Origin of the sequence: Shinella sp. HY16 (assembly GCF_028534175.1) — a bacterium.
In the GTDB taxonomy this organism is placed as follows: Bacteria; Pseudomonadota; Alphaproteobacteria; order Rhizobiales; family Rhizobiaceae; genus Shinella.
The window spans coordinates 1,934,252-1,953,153 of record NZ_JAHYXL010000001.1 but is presented as its reverse complement, the minus strand read 5'-3'; the positions used below and the strand labels follow the sequence as shown (position 1 = coordinate 1,953,153).

Sequence of the window (18,902 nt, the reverse complement as noted above, 5' to 3'; positions counted from 1 at the left end):
TGAAGCGGAAGGCTCGGTCCGACGCCCGCCGCTTCCCCCGTGTCGCCGGAGGGAGACCATTTTCCGCAGGCCCCTTGGGCGACGGCCTACGTCCGTCCCTCGCCAAAAGCGCCGACCCCGCCTCGCCACGACGCCTCGCGGTGTATCCGTGGCGGGATGGGGGATTGTAGGCATGAGTGAAGGAGGCGGGGAAAATGCGGGGGCGGGTTTTCGTGCAATTGGCGTTCATGGGATGGGTGAGACAAGCGCTGCCGCCTGCGTTTACACACAACTCTTCTCCCGTCATACCGGACGTTATGCGGGGGCCCGCGGCGCCGCGTTTGCGGCGCGGAAGGGGGGGCGTCAACGGGTTGGGTGAGTCTTCTAGCTGTGCGAACGCGCGTCAGCTGGACCCCGGATCACGTGCGCGGCGACGGGAGATAGGTGGGAGGAGCGTCTCTTGGGCTGAGTAGGCCGCGCCCTTGATCCGGCATGGCGGAGGCGTTGGTGGCGGGTGCGGATGCGCCGGAAATCGGAAGCGCCGCCGTTACTTGCCGGCTTCGTAGACCACATAGCTTTCCGGCACCGCAGGGTCCGGGTCGCCGTAGGTCGGGTCGAACTCGAAGCGGGTCAGCATGAAATTGCCGTTGCGGAAAACCCAGTCGCCGCTGTCCCAGGCATCGCCGATGCCGCGCCAGGCGGCGTGGCTGGTGATGGTGCGGGTCTTCTCGTTGAAGCTGGCATTGACCAGAAGGGTGGTGGCGCGGAAGCCGTTGATCTTCGGCTCGGCAGTCAGTCGGCTGTTTTCCTCGTTTGCATAGGCATAGGCAAGATCCGGCGTGGCGAAGGCGATGAGCTTCGGCGTGTCGGTGTCGCTTGTCTGCAGGACGAAAGCGTTGCGGATGTTGTAGGCGCCCGAGCCACAGAACAGCTGGTAGAGCGTGGCCTCGACACCGGGGCCGTTCGGGTCGTAGTCGGGTTTGTAGGTGAAACGGTAGAGGGCGTGTCCGAACCCTTCTGCCTCCGGTCCGACCATCGGCACCTCCTCCATGCCGTTCATGTCGCAATCCGCGCCAAGGGCGGCTTTGGCGATCGCCTCAGCGGCGGCGATGCCCTCCGGCCGCTCGGCGGCAAGGCCGAGGGAAGGAATGGCGGCGGCAAGGAAAAGGGCGGGCAGGGCGGGCGGAAGGATTTTCACCAAAACCTCGCTTTCGGTGGGGATCAGCCGCCGGTGACGCTCATGTGACGGGCAACGGCCGGTCGGTTGCGGCGGTCGATGACGAAATCGTGGCCCTTCGGCTTGCGGGTGATCGCCTCGTCGATCGCCTGCGAGAGCAGGGCGTCGTCGTCGGAGGCCCGCAGCGGAAGGCGCAAATCGGCCGCATCGTTCTGGCCGAGGCACATGTAGAGCGTGCCGGTGCAGGTGAGGCGCACGCGGTTGCAGCTTTCGCAGAAATTGTGCGTCATCGGCGTGATGAAGCCGAGGCGGCCGCCGGTCTCGGCGACCGTGACATAGCGCGCCGGCCCGCCGGTTCTGTAGGCATTTTCCGTCAGGGTGAAGTCGCTCTCGAGGCGGGCGCGCATTTCCGACAGCGGCATGTAGCGGTCGGTGCGGTCTTCCTCGATCTCGCCCATCGGCATGGTCTCGATGAGGGTGAGGTCCATGCCGCGGCCGTGCGCCCAGCGCATCAGGTCGGGGATCTCGCGGTCGTTGAAATCCTTCAAGGCGACGGCGTTGATCTTGATGTGCAGGCCGGCGGCCTGCGCGGCGTCGATGCCTTCCAGAACCTTGGAGAGCTCGCCCCAGCGGGTGATGGTCCGGAACTTCTGCGCATCGAGCGTGTCGAGGGAAACGTTGATGCGGCGCACGCCGCAATCGGCAAGTTCGGCCGCGTGCCGGGCGAGCTGCGAGCCGTTGGTCGTCAGCGTCAGTTCGTCGAGGCGCCCATCATGCACCTGGCGGCCGAGTTCGCGCACGAGATGCATGATGTTCTTGCGGACCAGGGGTTCGCCGCCGGTCAGCCGCAGCTTTCGCACACCCTTGGCGATGAAGGTGGAACAGAGCCGGTTCAGCTCTTCCAGCGTCAGGAGGTCCTTTTTGGGCAGGAAGGTCATGTTTTCCGCCATGCAATAGGTGCAGCGGAAATCGCAGCGGTCGGTCACCGATACACGCAGATAGGTGATGGCGCGGCCGAAGGGATCGATCATCGGTGCGTCGGACTGCGCGATTAGGTTCGCGCCACCCAGCGGGCCTGCATACGAATTCAAGACACGTCCTCCATTGCCGACATGTCGTGCGCCGGAAGCGCAGCGTCAAGCCGGTCACGGGATTATGACAGCATTTTCCGCCTTGCGCATCCTTGATCTGGCGCATAGTCCTTCGCGAAAACAGACGGAAAGGAAACGGGATGAGCGATCTCTGGCCGACCGAACTGCGTGTGTCGAAGGACCGCCAGCGCCTCGTCGTGACCTTCAACGACGGTGCCAGCTTCGATCTTTCGGCCGAACTCCTGCGTGTGCTCTCGCCCTCGGCGGAGGTGCAGGGCCACGGGCCGGGCCAGAAGGTGACGGTACCGGGAAAACGCAATGTAGCGATCATCGCCATGACGCCGACCGGCAACTATGCCGTGCGCATCGGCTTCGACGACCTTCATGATACCGGTATCTACACGTGGTCCTATCTGCGGGAACTCGGGGAAAAAGGCGCGGAACTCTTCGCCGCTTATGAGCGTGAGCTTGCGGAGAAGGGCATGAACCGCGATATTTCGCAGAAACCGCGGTAACATATCGGACTGCCTGTCGAGGGTAGCGTCCACCCAGAAGCGAACGGGAGATGCCCCTTGGCAGCCGAAGCGAATGCAAATGATCTCACCCAGGTCGTCGTGCTCCTGGCGGCAGGCGTCGCGGCCGTGCCGATCTTCAAGAAGATCGGGCTCGGCTCGGTGCTCGGCTATCTCGCCGCGGGGCTCGCGATCGGTCCCTTCGGCCTCGGTTTCTTCGCCGATTCGCAGGCGATCATCCATGTCGCCGAACTCGGCGTGGTGATGTTCCTCTTCATCATCGGGCTGGAAATGCAGCCTTCCCGGCTCTGGGGCATGCGCAAGGACATCTTCGGGCTCGGCGCGATCCAGGTGATGGGCGCGATGGCGGCGCTGACCGGCATCGGCGTATCGCTGGGCTTTCCGCTCGTTCCCTCCTTCGTCGCCGGAACGGGCTTCGTCCTCACCTCCACCGCCATCGTCATGCAGATGCTGCAGGAGCGGGGCACGATGTCGACCCTGAAGGGGCAGCGCATCATAGCGATCCTGCTCTTCGAGGACCTTGCCATCGTGCCGCTGCTTGCCATCGTCACGCTGCTCGGCACGGGGGCGGCGGCGACGGATGCCTCCGACCGCTGGCTTTCCATCGGCATCGCCATCGGCGCCATCGTGGCGCTGGTGCTGGCCGGGCGCTACCTGCTCAATCCGCTCTTCCGGGTGCTCGCGGCCTCCGGCGCGCGCGAGGTGATGACGGCCGCGGCGCTGCTCGTAGTCCTAGGCTCGGCGCTTGCCATGCAGGTTTCCGGTCTTTCGATGGCCATGGGCGCGTTCCTGGCGGGGGTGCTGCTTTCCGAATCGAGTTTCCGTCATCAGCTTGAAGCCGACATCGAGCCGTTCCGCGGCATCCTGCTCGGCCTCTTCTTCCTCGGCGTCGGCATGGCGATCGACCTTGGCGTCATCGCCGCCAACTGGCAGCTCGTCGTGGCGAGCGTCGTCGGCTACATGGTCGCCAAAACCCTCTTGATCTATGTGGTCGCCCGGCTGCTCGGGACGTGCCATGCCGAAAGCCTGGAACGGGCCGTGCTGATGGCGCAGGGCGGCGAGTTTGCCTTCGTGCTCTACGCCGCCGCCGTTTCCGCCGGCATCTTCAACGGCGAGGAGAATGCCATCCTGACGGCGACGATCATCATCTCGATGATCCTGACGCCGCTGATGGTCATCCTGCACGATCGCATCGTGCCCAAACAGCAGCCGTCTACCGAGGGGCTGACGCTGCCGGAGAATGTCGAGGGCACGGTGCTGATGATCGGCTTCGGCCGCTTCGGCCAGATCGTCAGCCAGCCGCTGCTCGCCCGCGGCTACACGCTGTCGCTGATCGACAAGGATGCCGAGTTCGTGCGCGATGCCGCGGAGTTCGGCTTCAAGGTCTATTATGGCGACGGTGCGCGCATCGACATCCTGCACGCCGCCGGCGCGGCGACCGCCAGGGCGATCCTCATCTGCCTCGACGACAAGGCGGCGGCGGTGAAGATCGCCGAGGTGGTGCGCGAGGAATTCCCGCTCGTGCCGATCCTGGCGCGAGCCTACGACCGCGGCCATGCCGTCGACCTCGTCCATGCCGGCGTCGACTTCCAGATCCGCGAGACCTTCGAATCGGCGATGGTGTTCAGCCGCGAGACGTTGAAGGTTCTGGGCGAGGACGAGGACCTTGCCGCCGAGGTGGTGGAGGAGTTCCGCGACGTCGACCGCGAGCGGCTGGAGCTGGAAACGGTCGGCGGCATCTATGCCGGCCGCCAGCTCATCCGCGGCAACGCCCAGCCGGCCGACATCGTCGCGGCGCGCACCGGGCGCCAGCGTGCGGCGGCGGAGGAGGAACGCCAGCGTCACGAGCAGGAAGAGGCGGGCTGACGCCGAAAAATCCGCTGTAGCGACTCAGCGCAACTTGCTTCATGTCTAATAAAGACAGGGGTGTGAGGCGCGCGTGAACAAGGGACGGCTCGAAGCCTTCAGCGATGGCGTGATCGCCATCATCATCACAATCATGGTCCTGCAGCTCACCGTGCCGGCCGAGCCGACGCTGGCTGCCCTCATGCCATTGATGCCGGTCTTTCTCGGCTATCTCCTCAGCTTCGTCTATGTCGCGATCTACTGGAACAACCACCACCATCTCCTGACGGTGTGCGGCAATGCGAGCGGCGGCGTGTTGTGGGCGAACATGCACCTCCTGTTCTGGATGTCGCTCATTCCCTTCGTCACGGCCTGGATGGGCAACAATCCGGCCGCACCGCTTCCGACCGCGCTCTATGGCGCGATCCTGCTGCTCTCCGCCGTCGCCTACGAGATCCTGCAGGTGCGCATCGTTGCCGTGCACCCCGATGCCGAGCGGCTGCGCGAGGCCTTCGGGCGCGATTTCAAGGGGCGCTTCTCGCCGCTCTTCTATCTCGCGGCGATCGGGCTTGCCTTTGTCTCGCCGGTGATTTCCCATGTCATCTATGCCGCGGTCGCGCTTCTGTGGATCGTGCCCGACCGGCGGATCGAGCGCCTGTAGAAAAAGGAACGCCAGCCATGACGGCGACGACCGACGACCGTTTCGCCAATTCCGCCTGCCTCAGGGCGCGCGGCACCGCCCAGGAAGGCAAGGTGGCCTTCGCCGAACTCTTCTTCGACCTCGTCTTCGTGCTGACGATCATCCAGCTTTCCCATTCGCTGGCGGCGCATTACTCGCTGCTCGGCCTCGTCGAGGCGGCGATGCTGACCATGGCCATCTGGTGGGTGTGGATCGACACGACCTGGGTGACGAACTGGCTCGATCCGGACAAGGCGCCGGTGCGCCTGTTGCTCTTCGTGCTGATGTTCCTCGGCCTGATGCTGTCGATCGCCATTCCGACGGCCTTCGGCGCGGGCGGGCTGCTCTTCGCTCTCGTCTTCGTCACCATGCAGGTCGGCCGCGCGGCCTTCACCGCCTATGTGATGCGGCGCGAATGGCCGCAGAACAGCCTCAACTTCACGCGCATCACGATCTGGGCGGTGTTTTCCGGCGTGTTCTGGCTGGCGGGCGCCTTTGTCGAGGGCGAGGCACGGCTGGGACTGTGGCTGGTCGCGCTCGCTATCGAATATGCCTCTCCGGCGCTCGGCTTCGTCGTGCCCGGCCTCGGTCGCTCGACGGTGGGGGACTGGCAGGTTTCCGGCGAGCACATGGCGGAGCGCTGCGCGCTTTTCGTCATCATCTGCCTTGGCGAAACGATCCTCGTCACCGGGCGGACGGTTGCCGGCATGGAGCTGCTCGACGGCTTCACCATTCTCCTGCTTGCCGTCGCGTTCCTCTCGACCGCCACCATGTGGTGGATCTATTTCCGCTTCGGCCATGGCGAGGCGGCGCATCTCATCGAGCATTCGGCGACGCCGGGCCGCATCGCGCGCATGGCCTTCACCTATGCCCATATCCCGATCGTCGCCGGCATCATCCTCTCGGCGGTGGCGGAGGAGTTCGCGCTTGCCCATCCGCATGGCGCGGTCGATTTCAAGACGGCGAGTGCGATCATCGGCGGGCCTGTGGTCTTCCTTGCAGGCAACATCTGGTTCAAGGCGGCGATCCGCGGCCGCTCGCCGCTGTCGCATATCGCCGGCATCGCCGCGCTGCTTGCGCTCTCGGTGGCCGTACCCCTCGTCGAGCCCTACCAGCTCTTCATGGCCGCGGCCGCCGTCCTGTTCGGTGTCGCGCTCTGGGAGTTCCTGTCGCTGAAATCGACGCGGGCGGATCACGTCGCCACGGTCTAGACCGGGTCTTCCGGTTCCATCGCCTGAAGGATGCGGATGATGTCCTCCATCGCCTCGGCGACCTCCAGGCATCGCTCGGCCGGTGCCTGCGAGAGGGTGCGGTCGATGAGGCCGGTCTGCAGGGTCATCGCCTCCTCGGTCAGGCTGCGGCCGGCCTCCGTCAGCGACAGGCGCAGCACACGCTTGTCCTTGGCGTCGGCCCGCCGCTCGATCAGGCCGCGCTTTTCGAGCTGCGGCAGCAGCATGCTCATGTTGGAGCGGCCGACGAGCAGCTTGCGGGCGAGGTCCTGCTGGGAAATGCCGTCGAAGCGATAGAGATTGATCAGGATGTCGAGATGCGGCGGCTTGATGCCGAGATGGGCGATCGCCCGGCTCATCGCCTGCTGCATCAGCTGGCAGGCACGCCCTACGCCGATCCAGCTGCGAAAGCGCGGATGATCCCAGGGGAAGGCTTGATTTTTGTTCATCGTTGCACTTTATTGTTCAGCATTGAACATCTTTTTTGGATTCCCACTATGGCATCCTTTGGCTTGAAGGTCATCCGGCTGGCGCTGTCCGGCGTCGCGAGGATCTCCCCCGATGCGGCCGGTCGCGCCGCCTTCCGTCTCTTTGCGACGACGCCCGGCCGCCGGCCGCGCACGGCGAAGGAGAAGGACCTTTTCGCGCGTTCGGCCGGCTGGATGCGGCAGGCCGAACGCGTGCCGCTCGCCTTTGCCGGCGGTCGGGCCGTGGCGCACCGTTTTGCCGCACGGCCATGCCAGAATTTTGCCGGCCGCGTTCTCGTGGTGCATGGATGGGGCTCGCGCGCGGCCTATCTTTCGGCGCTGACGGAGGCACTGGTCGCTGCCGGCCATGAGGTGGTGGCGCTCGACCTGCCGGGGCACGGCGCCTCGGGCGGGCGCACGCTGACGCTGCCGATGGCCGTCAGGGCGATCGACGCGGCGTGGCAGCGTTTCGGCGGCTTCGACTATTTCTGCGGGCATTCCTTCGGCGGGGCGTCGCTCGCCTGCGCGGCGAGCGGCCTCGTGCCGTCGGTGCCGGCGCACCGGCCGCGCCGGCTGGTGACCATCGGCTCTCCAAGCGAGATGACCTGGCTGTTCAAGGACCTCGGCCGTTTCCTGAAGCTCGGGCCGAAGGCGCAGGGCGCGCTGGAGAGCCATGTCGAGCGCATCGCCGGCGCGCCGCTTTCGGCCTTCGACGCGGCGAATGGGGCCGGCCGGCTGAAGTCTCCCATGCTCGTCCTTCATGCCGAGGACGACAAGGAGGTGCCGGCGCTGCACGCCCGGCGCTACGCCGCGTCCGGGCCGAATGTCACGCTCGAATGGGCGAACGGGTTCGGTCATCGCCGCATCGTCTCCGCCGAGCCTGTCATCGACCGGATCGTGCAGTTCCTTGCGGAGGATCGGGAGCGCATCGCCGCCTGACGGGCTTTCCGTCACGCGCCTGTCATGCAAGGGTGCGAAGCGCGGCAGCGGTCGCACAGCACAGGAGACAGGCATGAGCATCGTCACTTCGGTCGAGGAACTGAACGCGCTTTACGGGGTGCCGGGCGAAGCCTCGCTCGCCAAGGTGACGGACTATCTGTTGCCGGAATACCGCACGATGATCGAGGCCTCGCCCTTCATGGCGCTTGCCACGGTCGGACCGGAGGGGCTCGATTGTTCGCCGCGCGGCGATGCCGGCGCCGTCATTCATATCGAGGACGAGCGTACCCTGATGCTGCCGGACTGGCGCGGCAACAACCGCATCGATTCGCTTTCCAACATCGTTCGTGACCCGCGTGTCGCGCTGATGTTCCTCATTCCCGGCTCCAACACGACGATGCGCCTCAACGGTCGCGCCGTGGTGCGCATTGACGCGGAGATCACCGGACGCTTCGTGATGGACTGCAAACACCCGCGCTCCGTCGTCGTCATCACCATCGACGAGGTCTATTCGCAATGCGCCCGCGCGGTGCTGCGCGCCGACCTCTGGAATCCGGAAAAACACCGCGATACGGCCTGCCTGCCGACGGTCGGGCAGATGCTCGCCTCGGCCAAGAAGGGCTTCGACGGCGCCGCCTACGACCGGGACTGGCCCGGCCGTGCCGCCACGTCCATGTGGTAGGCGTCGGCGAATATCCCGCCACCGTCACCCGTCTTGTCTTCGATGATGATCGGCTTTGGCCGGAAAGTGGAGCAGGGAATGCAAAAAGGACTTTTTGCAGCGGCTTTCGCCGCTGTGCTCGCGGTTTCGGCCGGTGCGGCCAGGGCGGATGAGCTGATCGAGAGCTACGGCGCCTATATCGGCCAGGACGATCTCTACAACTCCAACAACGAACGCCTGACGCAGCCCTGGCAGGTCCTCCGCCAGGACCGCGCCAATGTGCATCGCTTCGGCGTGCGCCAGCCCGGCGACGACCTCGACAGTTTCTTCGCTTCCGCGCGCAACCGCGAGCTTGCCGAGCGCATGATCCGCGCCGGCCGTATCGAGCGCAGCGCCGCCCGCCGTCTGCTCGACGGCGACGTGCAGATCTATGTCGAAATCTGGCGCGGTGCGGGAGGCGACTATATCAACATCTCGGTCAACTAGCCGGCGCCTCGCGGCCGCTGCGGCGATGCTGGTCGTCGCCGCGTCCCCGGCCGGTGCTGCGGAACCCGACCTTGCGGCCCGCCTGAAACTGCTGGTGGCCGCCTATCCGGAAAGCCTTGCCGGCATCGAGGGAAACACGCTTGTCTTCAAGGACGGCGGGCCACCGCTAGAGATCGACGACGGCAAGGCGAAGGATCACCAGGCGGCGCTTGCTGCCGGCGACGTCGAGGACAGCCTGCGGCAGATCTATCCGCTCGGGGCCTGCGAGGCGAAACCCGCCGTCGACTTCGACCCCGGCCGCATCCGCAGCGATGCGCTGATGATGCGGCTTTATGGGAAATCCGCCAAGGCGGTGCAGGCGGATCTGGTGCCGGTCAAATGGTTCGGCGAGACGCTGCGTGTGACGAAGCGGCAGGGTGCGGCGGCGGCGCTGGAGAAGGTGCGCGATGCGCTCATGGCCAAACCGGAGTTGAAGCGTTATCTCGCGCCCTCCGCCGGTGTGTTCAACTGGCGAAAAGTGTCGGGTGCGAAAAACATGTCGGTGCACAGTTTCGGCGCTGCCATCGACCTCAACACCAAGTTCGCCGACTATTGGATCTGGTCGGGCGGCAAGCCCGGCAAGGTGCCGAAATATGCCAACAAGTATCCGCTCGAGATCGTCGCGCTCTTCGAGCAGCACGGCTTTGTCTGGGGCGGGCGCTGGTATCACTACGATACGATGCACTTCGAGTACCGCCCGGACCTCATCGCGATCGCAAAAGCGGCAGGCGCTTCCGCCTGCCGCTGAGGGTTGGGCGATGGCTCTCGAAATCAATCGCGAACGATGACCGTGACGCCCGTCGTGACCTGGGCATAGAGGTGTTCGACGTCTTCGTTCGCCATGCGGATGCAGCCGGAGGACTGCGCCTTGCCCAGCGAGGACGGCTGGTTGGTGCCGTGGATGCGGTAGATGGTCGAGCCGAGGTAGATGGCGCGCGAGCCGAGCGGGTTTTCGAGGCCGCCTTTCATGGAGACGGGCAGGATCTTGCCTTTCTTGGCTTCACGGGCGCGCATGTCTTCCGGCGGCGTCCAGGTCGGCCATTCGGTCTTGCGCGTCACCTTTTCCGAGCCGGTCCAGATAAAACCGTCGCGGCCGACGCTGATGGCGTATTTCATGGCGAGGCCCGAGCCGAGGACGTGGTAGAGGCGGCGTTCGGAATTGTCGACGATGATGGTGCCCGGCGCGACCTTCTCCGTGAAGGCGACCAGTTCGCGGGCGATCGGCGCGCGGGAGACGGCGGCGATCTTCTTTTCCGACTTTACCGGCTTGCCGCCCGAAAGCACCTGCAGCCAGCCGGTCTTCTGGGTGGAGGAGGAGAGCGAGGCGACCTCGACCGGATCGACCGTATTGTCGGCGGCAACGGCGGCGCCTGCGGTGGAGAGGAGGCCTGCGAGAAGTGCGATGGCGAGCGTTTTCATTGTCCTGGTCCCTGTCGTCGGCCGTCGGCTTCGTGCCCGGCGCCTTGTTCTGATGGGGACGTTGTAGGACAGCGCTGCCGGCCACGATGTTCCGGCGGGAACAGGCCTCCGGCCGCTTCAGAAGGGCTGGATCCAAATGAGACTGCTCAACATCAGGGCGGTCAGCATCGTCAGCTCGAAAAATCCCGTTTGCATGGCGCGTTCCTCCTGCGCCTGGAACGCGCGATGGCGGCCGGGGTTCCATCGGGGAGCGCAAAATGCAGAACGGCGCCCGAAGGCGCCGTTTTCGAAAGGAGTTTTGGCCGCCTACTTCCGGTAGATCAGCCAGCTCTTGGAGAAGTCCTTCTTCATGCCGTCCTCGAAGGGCATGGTGCGGTTGCGACCGCCGTTCTTGGCGCAGTAGAGGGCGATGTCCGCCTTGGAGTAGAGTTCGCCCGGGCCTTCCGCCCAGGAGGCCATGCAGAAGCCGAGCGAAATGGTGATGGGGCCGTAGTTGACGCCGGTCTTGGAGTTCTTGAAGGGCGTGTGCTCCAGCGCGATGCGGATCCGCTCGGCGATCGCCATCGCCTCTTCCTCGGTGTTGCCCTCGACGATCATCGCGAATTCCTCGCCACCGGTGCGGGCGACGAGGATGTCCTTGCGCACATTGGCGCGGATCAGGCTGCCGACGGAAGCGAGGATCTTGTCGCCGACGGGGTGGCCATAGGTGTCGTTGATCTTCTTGAAGTGGTCGATATCGGCGAGGATCAGCGCGGTCACGTTGCGCGACATCGTCGAATTGTAGATGGCGGAGAGCTTGTCGTCGAAGGCGCGGCGGTTGGAAAGCTGCGTCAGCGAATCCGTGTTGGCGATGCGCTTGTACTCGTCGAGCTCCTTGCGCACATTGTCCATTTCGATCGACTTCTGTGCGACGTTCTGCACCATCTCCTTGCCCTGGTTGATGGTGTCGCCCGTCGCTTGCGTGAGCACGCCGATGACGCTTCTGATGATGTCGACGCTCGTGGCGTTCTTGCCGGTGATGCGGACGACCGTTTCGTCGAGCAGCTTGTTGTAGCTTTCGAGCGAGGTCTGCTCCTGCTTGAGGAGGCGCAGCAGGCCCTCCAGTTCACCGACGATCCGCGTGTGCGCGCCGTCGATGGCGGTGGCGCCATGGTGGTGGCCGAAATATTGGGCGCCGATCTCGTCCAGCTCCTCCTGTGAGGCCTTGCTGCCGAGTGCCGCGAGTTCCCGCGTCAGCTTGGGGTTGGAGCCGATATAGGCCTCATAGAACAGCTCGTAGTTCCGCGGGATGGGAGAGACACCCATTATGCGCATGGCATAGGTCACCTGCGCGGCGATATCCGGCACCTGGACCTTTTGCGCAACGGCCGTGTTCATGTCGGCTGCTCCTGATTTCCTTCATTGGCTCCCATCCCGCAAAATAATACCCAAATGCTTTGGGAATGATTAACGGTTGTAGCTGCCGCAACGGAAAGCAGTCAGAAAAAAGGCCGCAGATTCAATGATCTGCGGCCTCCGTAGTAGAATATTCGAAAATTCTGCCTCAACCCGGCATAATCATCTTCTCAGGGCGCACAACCGCGTCGAATTCTTCGTTGGTGACGTAACCGCCGCCGACGGCCTCCTCACGCAGCGTCGTGCCGTTCTTGTGGGCGGTCTTGGCGATCTTGGCGGCGTTGTCGTAGCCGATCTTCGGGGCGAGTGCGGTGACGAGCATCAGCGAGCGGTCGAGCGCCGCCTTGATGTTGTCCTCGCGGGCCTCGATGCCGGTGACGCAATTGTCCGTGAAGGAGATCGCGGCATCGGAGAGGAGCTGGACGGACTGCAGGAAGTTGTAGGCCATCAGCGGGTTGAAGACGTTGAGCTCGAAATGGCCCTGGCTGCCGGCGAAGGTGAGCGAGGCGTGGTTGCCGAAGACCTGGGCGCAGACCTGGGTGAGGGCTTCGCACTGGGTCGGGTTGACCTTGCCGGGCATGATGGAGGAGCCGGGTTCGTTTTCCGGCAGCGCCAGTTCGCCGAGGCCCGAGCGCGGGCCGGAGCCGAGGAAGCGGATGTCGTTGGCGATCTTGAACAGCGCTGCGGCGGCCGCATTGATCGCGCCGTGCGAGAAGACCATGGAATCGTGGGCGGCCAGCGCCTCGAACTTGTTCGGTGCGGTCACGAAGTCGATGCCGGTGATCGCGGCGATGTGCGCGGCGACCTTTTCGGCAAAGCCGACCGGGGCGTTGAGGCCCGTGCCGACGGCGGTGCCGCCCTGGGCGAGTTCGCACAGGCCCGGCAGCGTCAGTTCGATGCGCTTGATCGCGGAAGCGACCTGCGCGGCATAGCCGGAGAACTCCTGACCGAGGGTGAGGGGCGTTGCATCCTGTGTGTGCGTACGGCCGATCTTGATGATGTGGTCGAAGGCCTTGACCTTGGCTTCGAGCGCGGCGTGCAGGTGCTTCAGCGCCGGCAGGAGGTCGTGCACGATGCGCTCGGCGCAGGCGATGTGCATGGCCGTCGGATAGGTGTCGTTCGACGACTGGCTCATGTTGACGTGGTCGTTCGGATGCACCGGCTTCTTGGAGCCCATCACGCCGCCGAGCATTTCGATCGCCCGGTTGGAGATCACCTCGTTGGCGTTCATGTTCGACTGGGTGCCCGAACCCGTCTGCCAGACGACGAGCGGGAAATGATCGTTGAGCTTGCCGTCGATGACTTCCTGCGCGGCCTCGGTGATGGCCTTGCCGATTTCAGGGTCGAGGCGGTTCAGTTCCATGTTGGCGCGGGCGGCAGCCTGCTTGACGATGCCGAGGGCACGCACGACCGACAGCGGCTGCTTTTCCCAGCCGATCTTGAAGTTGCCGAGCGAGCGCTGGGCCTGCGCGCCCCAATAGCGGCTGTTGTCCACTTCGATGGGGCCGAATGTATCCGTTTCCGTGCGCGTCGATGTCATTGTGCTTCCCGCTAAATACCCATGCGCTTCGGTGAGCCGCCGGCGGTGCCGCCGCATGGGAAGCGGCAGGCCGGGCACGCGCGGACCTTCCGGGGCCCCGCGCTGGCGCGAAAAAATCGCGCAAATCTCTGGCCCATCTGCGACGGGGTTGCAAGGGGCGGATTGGCGGGGCGCACGAGACTTTCGGTTAAAATCGATTAGGCCGGCGCAGGGGCGCCGACAGGTCCGGCCGGGGCTTTCGGCGCTGTGCCTTTTCCATCACAACCGCCCGCTTGTTTTTTCGCGCTCTCAAGGCGGATTTTGCGGAATTTGTGTTTCCTGCAGGAAAAATCGACGCCAATTCAAATTTTTACGGGGCTTCATCCGTCTGGCTTGCCAGGGTCTGGCGTCACGGATTCGTGAGGTTTTGCGAGGGCTGGGGGAAGGGGCGTTTCCTTTTCATCAACCATCCTTTCCTATAACTTACCGGCCTGCTGGTTCAGGCGCCGCCAGAGACCGTGAGTACGGTTCATTCGGGGAATGGAATACAGATGAAGCTTACCAAGACTGCCGTGCTGGCCGCCACGCTGGCTCTTTCCTGCGCCACTGTTTCGCTCCATGCGACACCCGCCAACGCCCTGACCGTCATGGAATGGCTGAACGGCAAGAAGAAGCAGAAGTCCGAGCCGCTCCCCGGCGTCACGACCGGCCTGGCGCTGCCTGGCGCCGAGGTGAAGCAGGAAGCCAAGCCGCTTCCGCGTGTTACCGGCCCGCGCTACTACACCTACAAGGCTGATGCCCTGAGGCGTGTCGCGGTTGACAAGCTGGCCGACCCGGTCGTCACCAGCTCCATTTCGGCCGATATCGCGCCGGCCGGCGATGCCGGTGTGCGCGCCGCCTTCTCCACCATCAATGTGCGTGCGACACCGGATGCCGCCAAGGCGGTCGAGACGTTCTACGGCACGCAGAAGAAATTCGTCTGGATCGACGGCACCGGCATCAACGACAAGGCGAAGACCGCCATCGCGGTGCTGGCCGATGCGGCCGCCGTCGGCCTCGATCCCTGGGACTATGCGGTCAAGATCCCGGCCGAAAGCTTTGACAGCGCCGACATGAATGCGCGCTACAGCGAGCTTGCGGCCTTCGAGGTCGGTCTTTCCGCGGCCGTCGCCGCCTATGTGCAGGACGCCGTGCGCGGCCGTATCGATCCGAACAAGATCTCCGGCTACCACGATTTCAAGCGCAAGGACGTCAACCTCGTCGCGGCGCTGAAGAACGTGGCGATGAGCAGCAACGTCAAGGGCTATCTCGAAAGCCGTTCGCCGGCGAGCGCCGATTTCCGGGCACTGAAGGCCGAGCTTGCAAAGTTGAAGGCGGAAACCTCCGGCGAGGACCGCGTCGTCATCGCCGAAGGCACCGTGCTGAAGCCGGGCCAGAGCAATCCGGAACTTGCGAACATCGTCAAGGGTGTCGTCAAGCACGGTTCGGATGCATTGAAGACGGACCATTCGCTTGCCATCGCCAACTACAAGGACACGCCGGACTACACGCCCGAGCTGGTCGCGCTCGTCGAAGCCTTCCAGAAGGAGAACGGGCTGAAGCCGGATGGCGTCGTCGGCAAGGCGTCGATCCGCAAGCTCGTCGGCGGCGATTCGGTCGCCGACAAGATCGCCAAGCTCGACGTGGCGCTGGAACAGGCACGCTGGCTGCCGGTCGATCTCGGCGCGCGCCACGTCTTCATCAACCAGCCGGCCTTCCAAGTCTACTACTACGAGGACGGCGCGGAAAAGTTCTCGATGCGCACGGTCGTCGGCTCCAAGTCGAACCAGACCTATTTCTTCGAGGACAAGGTGCAGACCGTCGAGGTGAACCCCTATTGGGGCGTGCCGCAGTCGATCATCATCAACGAGATGCTGCCGAAGCTCCGGAACGATCCGTCCTATCTCGACCGCATGGGCTATGAGGTCGCTGTCGGCGGTCGCGCGGTCGCCTCGTCGTCGGTCAACTGGTACGGCTCGACCGCGGGCGTCTCCGTCCGCCAGCCGCCGAGCGGCGACAATGCGCTGGGCGAACTGAAGATCCTGTTCCCGAACAGCCACGCCATCTACATGCACGACACACCGTCGAAGAGCTTCTTCAAGAAGGACATGCGGGCGCTGAGCCATGGCTGCGTGCGTCTTGCCGAGCCGCGCAAGATGGCCGCCGCGGTGCTTGGTGTCAGCGAGGAAGACGTCGGCAAGGAAATCGCCGGTGGCAAGAACAAGGCGCTGAACGTCAAGGCCGACATTCCGATCTACATCGCCTACTTCACCGCTTGGCCGAACAAGGACGGCGTGGTCGAGTATTTCGACGATGTCTATGACCGTGACGGCTACATGCGCAAGGCCTTCGCCGCCACGCAGAAGGCGCGGCAGGGGGAAAGCTGATCAACCCCAGGTCAGCGGATCCAGCCTGAGATAGAATGCGAGGCGCCCCTCATCGGGCGCCTCGATCTTTAGGGCGGAGAACAGTGTGTCGAAGGCCTGTGCCGCCTGTGCCTGCGTTGCCCAATTTTCCGAAGCGTTGGCGAGCATCAGCGTGAGATCGGCATAACGATCCGCCGTGCCGAGCCGGCCGAGATCGATCAGGCCCGTGCAACGCAGTGTGTGCGGGTCCACCATGAAATTCGGCAGGCAGGGGTCGCCGTGGCAGACGACGCGGTCCGTTTTTTCCTGCGCGAGCCGCTGCGGCAGGTCTGCCTCGACACGGGCGAGGAGCACACTGCCCGGCTGGCCTTGATCCTCGTCGGGCAGGAAGTCCGGATTGACGGCATCGCGCGCCACCACGTCGGCGGCGCGGGCGAACATGCCGGAAAGGTTCTTTTCGAAGGGGCAATCCGCGACGGGAAGGGCGTGCATGGCCGCAAGCTGTTCGGCCATCGACGGCCATGCCTTCAGAAGGTCGTCGCCCGCAAGCGTGACGGCGGGAACGCCGGACACGGCGCTCATCACCAGGCAGGCGCCGTGTTCGTTCTCCCGCCAGTCCTCCAGCAAGGGACAGGCGATGCCCCGGCCGGCGAGCCAGCCGAGACGGTCCCGTTCGCCGGCAAGCTCCGGCGCACGGTTGCCGGTTGCCAGCTTGGCGTAGCTGCGGCCATCCGGGCTGCGGAAAACCCGGTCGCCGGATTCGCCCTGATGGACGGGAGTCCAGCCGGACCGGAGGTTCAAGAGTGTTTCCGTCCAGTCCAAGGCTTTCCTCCGGGATATCAGCGGGCGATGAGCCGCTCGACGAGGTCGGGTGTCAGTTCGTCGAAATGGGTGATGACATGGCTCGGTTCAAGGTCGGCGACGGGTACGTCCGAGTAGCCGAAGGGTACGCCGATGGAGGGCACGCCGGCATTGCGGGCGACGAGGATGTCGTTGAGGCTGTCGCCGATCATCACCGTGCGCTTCGGATCGGCCTCGGCAAGGCGGACGGTGCCGAGCAGGTGCTCGGCGTCCGGCTTGCGCACCGCGAAGGTGTCGCCGCCGGTGATCGCGGCAAAACGCGGGGTGAGGGCGAGGCCGTCGAGCAGGCGGCGGGCGAGGCCTTCCAGCTTGTTGGTGCAGACGGCAAGGCGGTGGCCGGCGCCGGCAAGGCGGTCCATGGCGTCGAGAAGGCCCGGATAGGGCACGGAAACGCCGGGCATCGCGCCGGAATAGTGCTCGACGAAGGCGGCGAGCATGCGCTGCAGCTCCTCCTCGGAAATGTCGCGTCCGCGCAGCGCGAAGGCGCGCTTGATCATCACCTGGCCGCCGTGGCCGACGAGATAGGTAAGGTCGCCGTAACCGACGGGCTCGAGGCCCTCGAGGCCGATCGTGTGGTTGAGGCTTGCCACGAGATCGTGCGCCGTGTCGATGAGCGTACCGTCGAGATCGAAGACTACGAGAGAAGCGGACATGGGGAAACCTTGTATGGGGAGGACGCAGGCAGGCCCTTCCGGTATGCGATGGCGCCGGCATTTGCAATCGCCTTCTCCGCCTTGGCCGGCATGGGACGGGCGGCGTTTTTGGCTTTCGTTTGCCGGCGGGGGCGTGTAAGTGTCTCACCGGAAATCCGGCCGCTTCGGCGCCGGCCGACGACCATTCAAGGAGTTTTGGGCATGGACGCCCGGGAAATGAAGATCAAGGCCGCAGAGGTCGCGCTCACCCATGTAGAGGACGGCATGCGCCTCGGTATCGGCACCGGATCGACCGCCGAGGAGTTCGTGCGGCTCCTGGCAGAAAAGGTCGCCGGCGGCCTGAAGGTCGAGGGCGTGCCCACCTCCGAGCGCACGGCGCGGCTCTGCGTCGAGCTCGGCGTGCCGCTGAAGTCGCTCGACGAACTGCCGGAACTCGACCTCACCATCGACGGCGCCGACGAAGTCGACGGCAAGCTGCGCCTCATCAAGGGCGGCGGCGGCGCGCTGCTGCGCGAGAAGATCGTCGCCAGCGCCTCGACGCGCATGATCGTCATTGCCGACGAGACCAAGGTCGTGGAGACGCTCGGCGCCTTCAAGCTGCCGATCGAAGTCAATCCCTTCGGTCTCACCGCCACCCGCATCGCCATCGAGAAGACGGCGGCCCGCCTTGGGCTTTCCGGGGGAATCGCGCTGCGCGCCTCGGGCGACGGCACGTTCATGACGGACGGTGGACACTACATTCTCGACGCATCTTTTGGCCGCATTCCTGATGCAGATGCGCTCGCAAGCAACCTCAATGACATTCCCGGTGTCGTCGAACACGGACTCTTCATCAACATGGCGTCGCTGGCCATCATCGCGGGACCCGCGGGTGCGCGCACGCTGACGGCAAAAGACTAGACAGGAGCACAGACCGACATGATCAAATTTGCTGGTTTCGGCCGGACCCTCGCGGCGACCCTCATCGTATCGGCAGCGCTTGCCGGCGCCACCAAGGCGCAGGACGTCACCGATGAGCAGGTCAAGGCTGCCCGCGCCGCCATCGACGCGATCGGTGCCACGAACGGTTTCGACAACATCCTGCCGGGTCTTGCCGTTCGCATCAAGGCGACGCTCGTCCAGGCCTCGCCGAACCATGAGACGGAAATCAACGCCACCGTCGACGAGCAGGCTCTGGCGCTCGCCCCGCGCCGCGCCGACCTCGAGAAGGAAGCCGCGACGATCTACGCCAAGACCTTCACCCAGGAAGAGCTGAAGTCGATCGCTGACTTCTACAGCTCGCCGGTCGGCAAGAAGCTGCTGTCGGACGGCCCGATCGCCACGCGCGAAGTCATGAAGGCCGCCGAGATCTGGGCTGTCGGCGTCGACCGCGACCTGCGTGCCGAAAGCGCCAAGAAGCTGAACCCGATCCTCGGCGCCGCAGCGTCGGCCGAGGGCGGCGAAGCGCAGCCGCAGCAGTAACCGAATGATGAAGGGGCGGCGCGAGCCGCCCTTTTCCGTTATGCCGCCCTGTCGCCCATGCTGC

At 64.8% G+C, this 18,902-nt stretch carries 19 protein-coding genes; 11 read left to right on the top strand and 8 right to left on the bottom strand.

Annotation, left to right across the window (positions count from 1 at the left end; translation table 11 throughout):
- Positions 1-526: 526 nt before the first annotated feature.
- Positions 527-1,177: a DUF1176 domain-containing protein gene (locus K0P03_RS09875; protein ID WP_272789477.1), complete on the bottom strand. Its 651-nt coding sequence runs from the start codon at positions 1,175-1,177 to the stop codon at positions 527-529.
- A 23-nt stretch (positions 1,178-1,200) separates the two neighbouring features.
- Positions 1,201-2,187, bottom strand: coding sequence for a GTP 3',8-cyclase MoaA (gene moaA / locus K0P03_RS09870; protein WP_088016467.1), 987 nt, complete (start codon positions 2,185-2,187; stop codon positions 1,201-1,203).
- Positions 2,188-2,387: 200 nt separating this feature from the next.
- On the opposite strand from moaA, the gene K0P03_RS09865 reads away from it, so the two are divergent.
- The 4 genes from K0P03_RS09865 (at position 2,388) to K0P03_RS09850 (ending at position 6,515) form a co-directional block, all read left to right on the top strand.
- Complete coding sequence (locus tag K0P03_RS09865) at positions 2,388-2,762, top strand: gamma-butyrobetaine hydroxylase-like domain-containing protein (RefSeq protein ID WP_024269945.1); 375 nt, start codon at positions 2,388-2,390, stop codon at positions 2,760-2,762.
- A 57-nt stretch (positions 2,763-2,819) separates the two neighbouring features.
- Complete coding sequence (locus K0P03_RS09860) at positions 2,820-4,646, top strand: monovalent cation:proton antiporter-2 (CPA2) family protein (protein ID WP_023516542.1); 1,827 nt, start codon at positions 2,820-2,822, stop codon at positions 4,644-4,646.
- A gap of 73 nt (positions 4,647-4,719) precedes the next feature.
- Entirely contained in the window at positions 4,720-5,286 is a 567-nt protein-coding gene (locus K0P03_RS09855) for a TMEM175 family protein (RefSeq protein ID WP_023516543.1), read from the top strand.
- Positions 5,287-5,303: 17 nt separating this feature from the next.
- A complete protein-coding gene (locus tag K0P03_RS09850) occupies positions 5,304-6,515 on the top strand; it encodes a low temperature requirement protein A (protein ID WP_272789476.1) in 1,212 nt (403 codons plus the stop codon).
- On the opposite strand, the gene K0P03_RS09845 is transcribed toward K0P03_RS09850, so the two are convergent.
- The gene (locus K0P03_RS09845; protein ID WP_272789475.1) at positions 6,512-6,982 is read right to left on the bottom strand and encodes a MarR family winged helix-turn-helix transcriptional regulator; all 471 of its coding nucleotides are present in this window, start codon (positions 6,980-6,982) and stop codon (positions 6,512-6,514) included. The two genes, K0P03_RS09850 and K0P03_RS09845, sit on opposite strands and share 4 nt — an antisense overlap.
- 48 nt (positions 6,983-7,030) lie before the next feature.
- On the opposite strand from K0P03_RS09845, the gene K0P03_RS09840 reads away from it, so the two are divergent.
- The 4 genes from K0P03_RS09840 to K0P03_RS09825 all read left to right on the top strand — a co-directional run bounded on the left by K0P03_RS09840 (position 7,031) and on the right by K0P03_RS09825 (position 9,873).
- Positions 7,031-7,939: an alpha/beta hydrolase gene (locus tag K0P03_RS09840; RefSeq protein ID WP_272789474.1), complete on the top strand. Its 909-nt coding sequence runs from the start codon at positions 7,031-7,033 to the stop codon at positions 7,937-7,939.
- A gap of 73 nt (positions 7,940-8,012) precedes the next feature.
- Complete coding sequence (locus K0P03_RS09835) at positions 8,013-8,621, top strand: pyridoxamine 5'-phosphate oxidase family protein (RefSeq protein WP_272789473.1); 609 nt, start codon at positions 8,013-8,015, stop codon at positions 8,619-8,621.
- Positions 8,622-8,699: 78 nt separating this feature from the next.
- Entirely contained in the window at positions 8,700-9,086 is a 387-nt protein-coding gene (locus K0P03_RS09830) for a hypothetical protein (RefSeq protein WP_272789472.1), read from the top strand.
- 25 nt (positions 9,087-9,111) lie between these two features.
- Positions 9,112-9,873, top strand: a complete 762-nt coding sequence (locus K0P03_RS09825) for a M15 family metallopeptidase (RefSeq protein WP_272789471.1) — start codon at positions 9,112-9,114, stop codon at positions 9,871-9,873.
- Between the two features lie 23 nt (positions 9,874-9,896).
- Here K0P03_RS09825 and K0P03_RS09820 read toward each other — a convergent pair whose 3' ends face one another.
- The 3 genes from K0P03_RS09820 to fumC all read right to left on the bottom strand — a co-directional run bounded on the left by K0P03_RS09820 (position 9,897) and on the right by fumC (position 13,479).
- Complete coding sequence (locus tag K0P03_RS09820; protein WP_272789470.1) at positions 9,897-10,544, bottom strand: L,D-transpeptidase; 648 nt, start codon at positions 10,542-10,544, stop codon at positions 9,897-9,899.
- A gap of 306 nt (positions 10,545-10,850) precedes the next feature.
- Positions 10,851-11,921, bottom strand: coding sequence for a GGDEF domain-containing protein (locus tag K0P03_RS09815; RefSeq protein WP_023515086.1), 1,071 nt, complete (start codon positions 11,919-11,921; stop codon positions 10,851-10,853).
- A gap of 166 nt (positions 11,922-12,087) precedes the next feature.
- Positions 12,088-13,479: a class II fumarate hydratase gene (fumC, locus tag K0P03_RS09810; RefSeq protein ID WP_023515087.1), complete on the bottom strand. Its 1,392-nt coding sequence runs from the start codon at positions 13,477-13,479 to the stop codon at positions 12,088-12,090.
- Positions 13,480-14,009: 530 nt separating this feature from the next.
- Between fumC and K0P03_RS09805 the strand changes: the two genes are divergently transcribed.
- Positions 14,010-15,884: a L,D-transpeptidase family protein gene (locus K0P03_RS09805; protein ID WP_272789469.1), complete on the top strand. Its 1,875-nt coding sequence runs from the start codon at positions 14,010-14,012 to the stop codon at positions 15,882-15,884.
- Here the strand turns inward: K0P03_RS09805 and K0P03_RS09800 are convergent, their stop codons facing one another.
- Both K0P03_RS09800 and K0P03_RS09795 read right to left on the bottom strand, forming a co-directional pair.
- Entirely contained in the window at positions 15,885-16,685 is an 801-nt protein-coding gene (locus K0P03_RS09800) for an APH(3'') family aminoglycoside O-phosphotransferase (protein WP_272789468.1), read from the bottom strand.
- 17 nt (positions 16,686-16,702) lie between these two features.
- Positions 16,703-17,377 (bottom strand): HAD family hydrolase, encoded by a 675-nt coding sequence (locus K0P03_RS09795; RefSeq protein ID WP_272789467.1) that lies wholly within the window; start codon positions 17,375-17,377, stop codon positions 16,703-16,705.
- Positions 17,378-17,578: 201 nt separating this feature from the next.
- On the opposite strand from K0P03_RS09795, the gene rpiA reads away from it, so the two are divergent.
- The gene (gene rpiA / locus K0P03_RS09790) at positions 17,579-18,277 is read left to right on the top strand and encodes a ribose-5-phosphate isomerase RpiA (RefSeq protein ID WP_050743218.1); all 699 of its coding nucleotides are present in this window, start codon (positions 17,579-17,581) and stop codon (positions 18,275-18,277) included.
- A gap of 18 nt (positions 18,278-18,295) precedes the next feature.
- Positions 18,296-18,838 carry a DUF2059 domain-containing protein gene (locus tag K0P03_RS09785; RefSeq protein WP_023515092.1) on the top strand — a complete coding sequence of 181 codons (543 nt, stop codon included), beginning with the start codon at positions 18,296-18,298 and terminating at the stop codon, positions 18,836-18,838.
- The last annotated feature ends 64 nt before the right edge of the window (positions 18,839-18,902 follow it).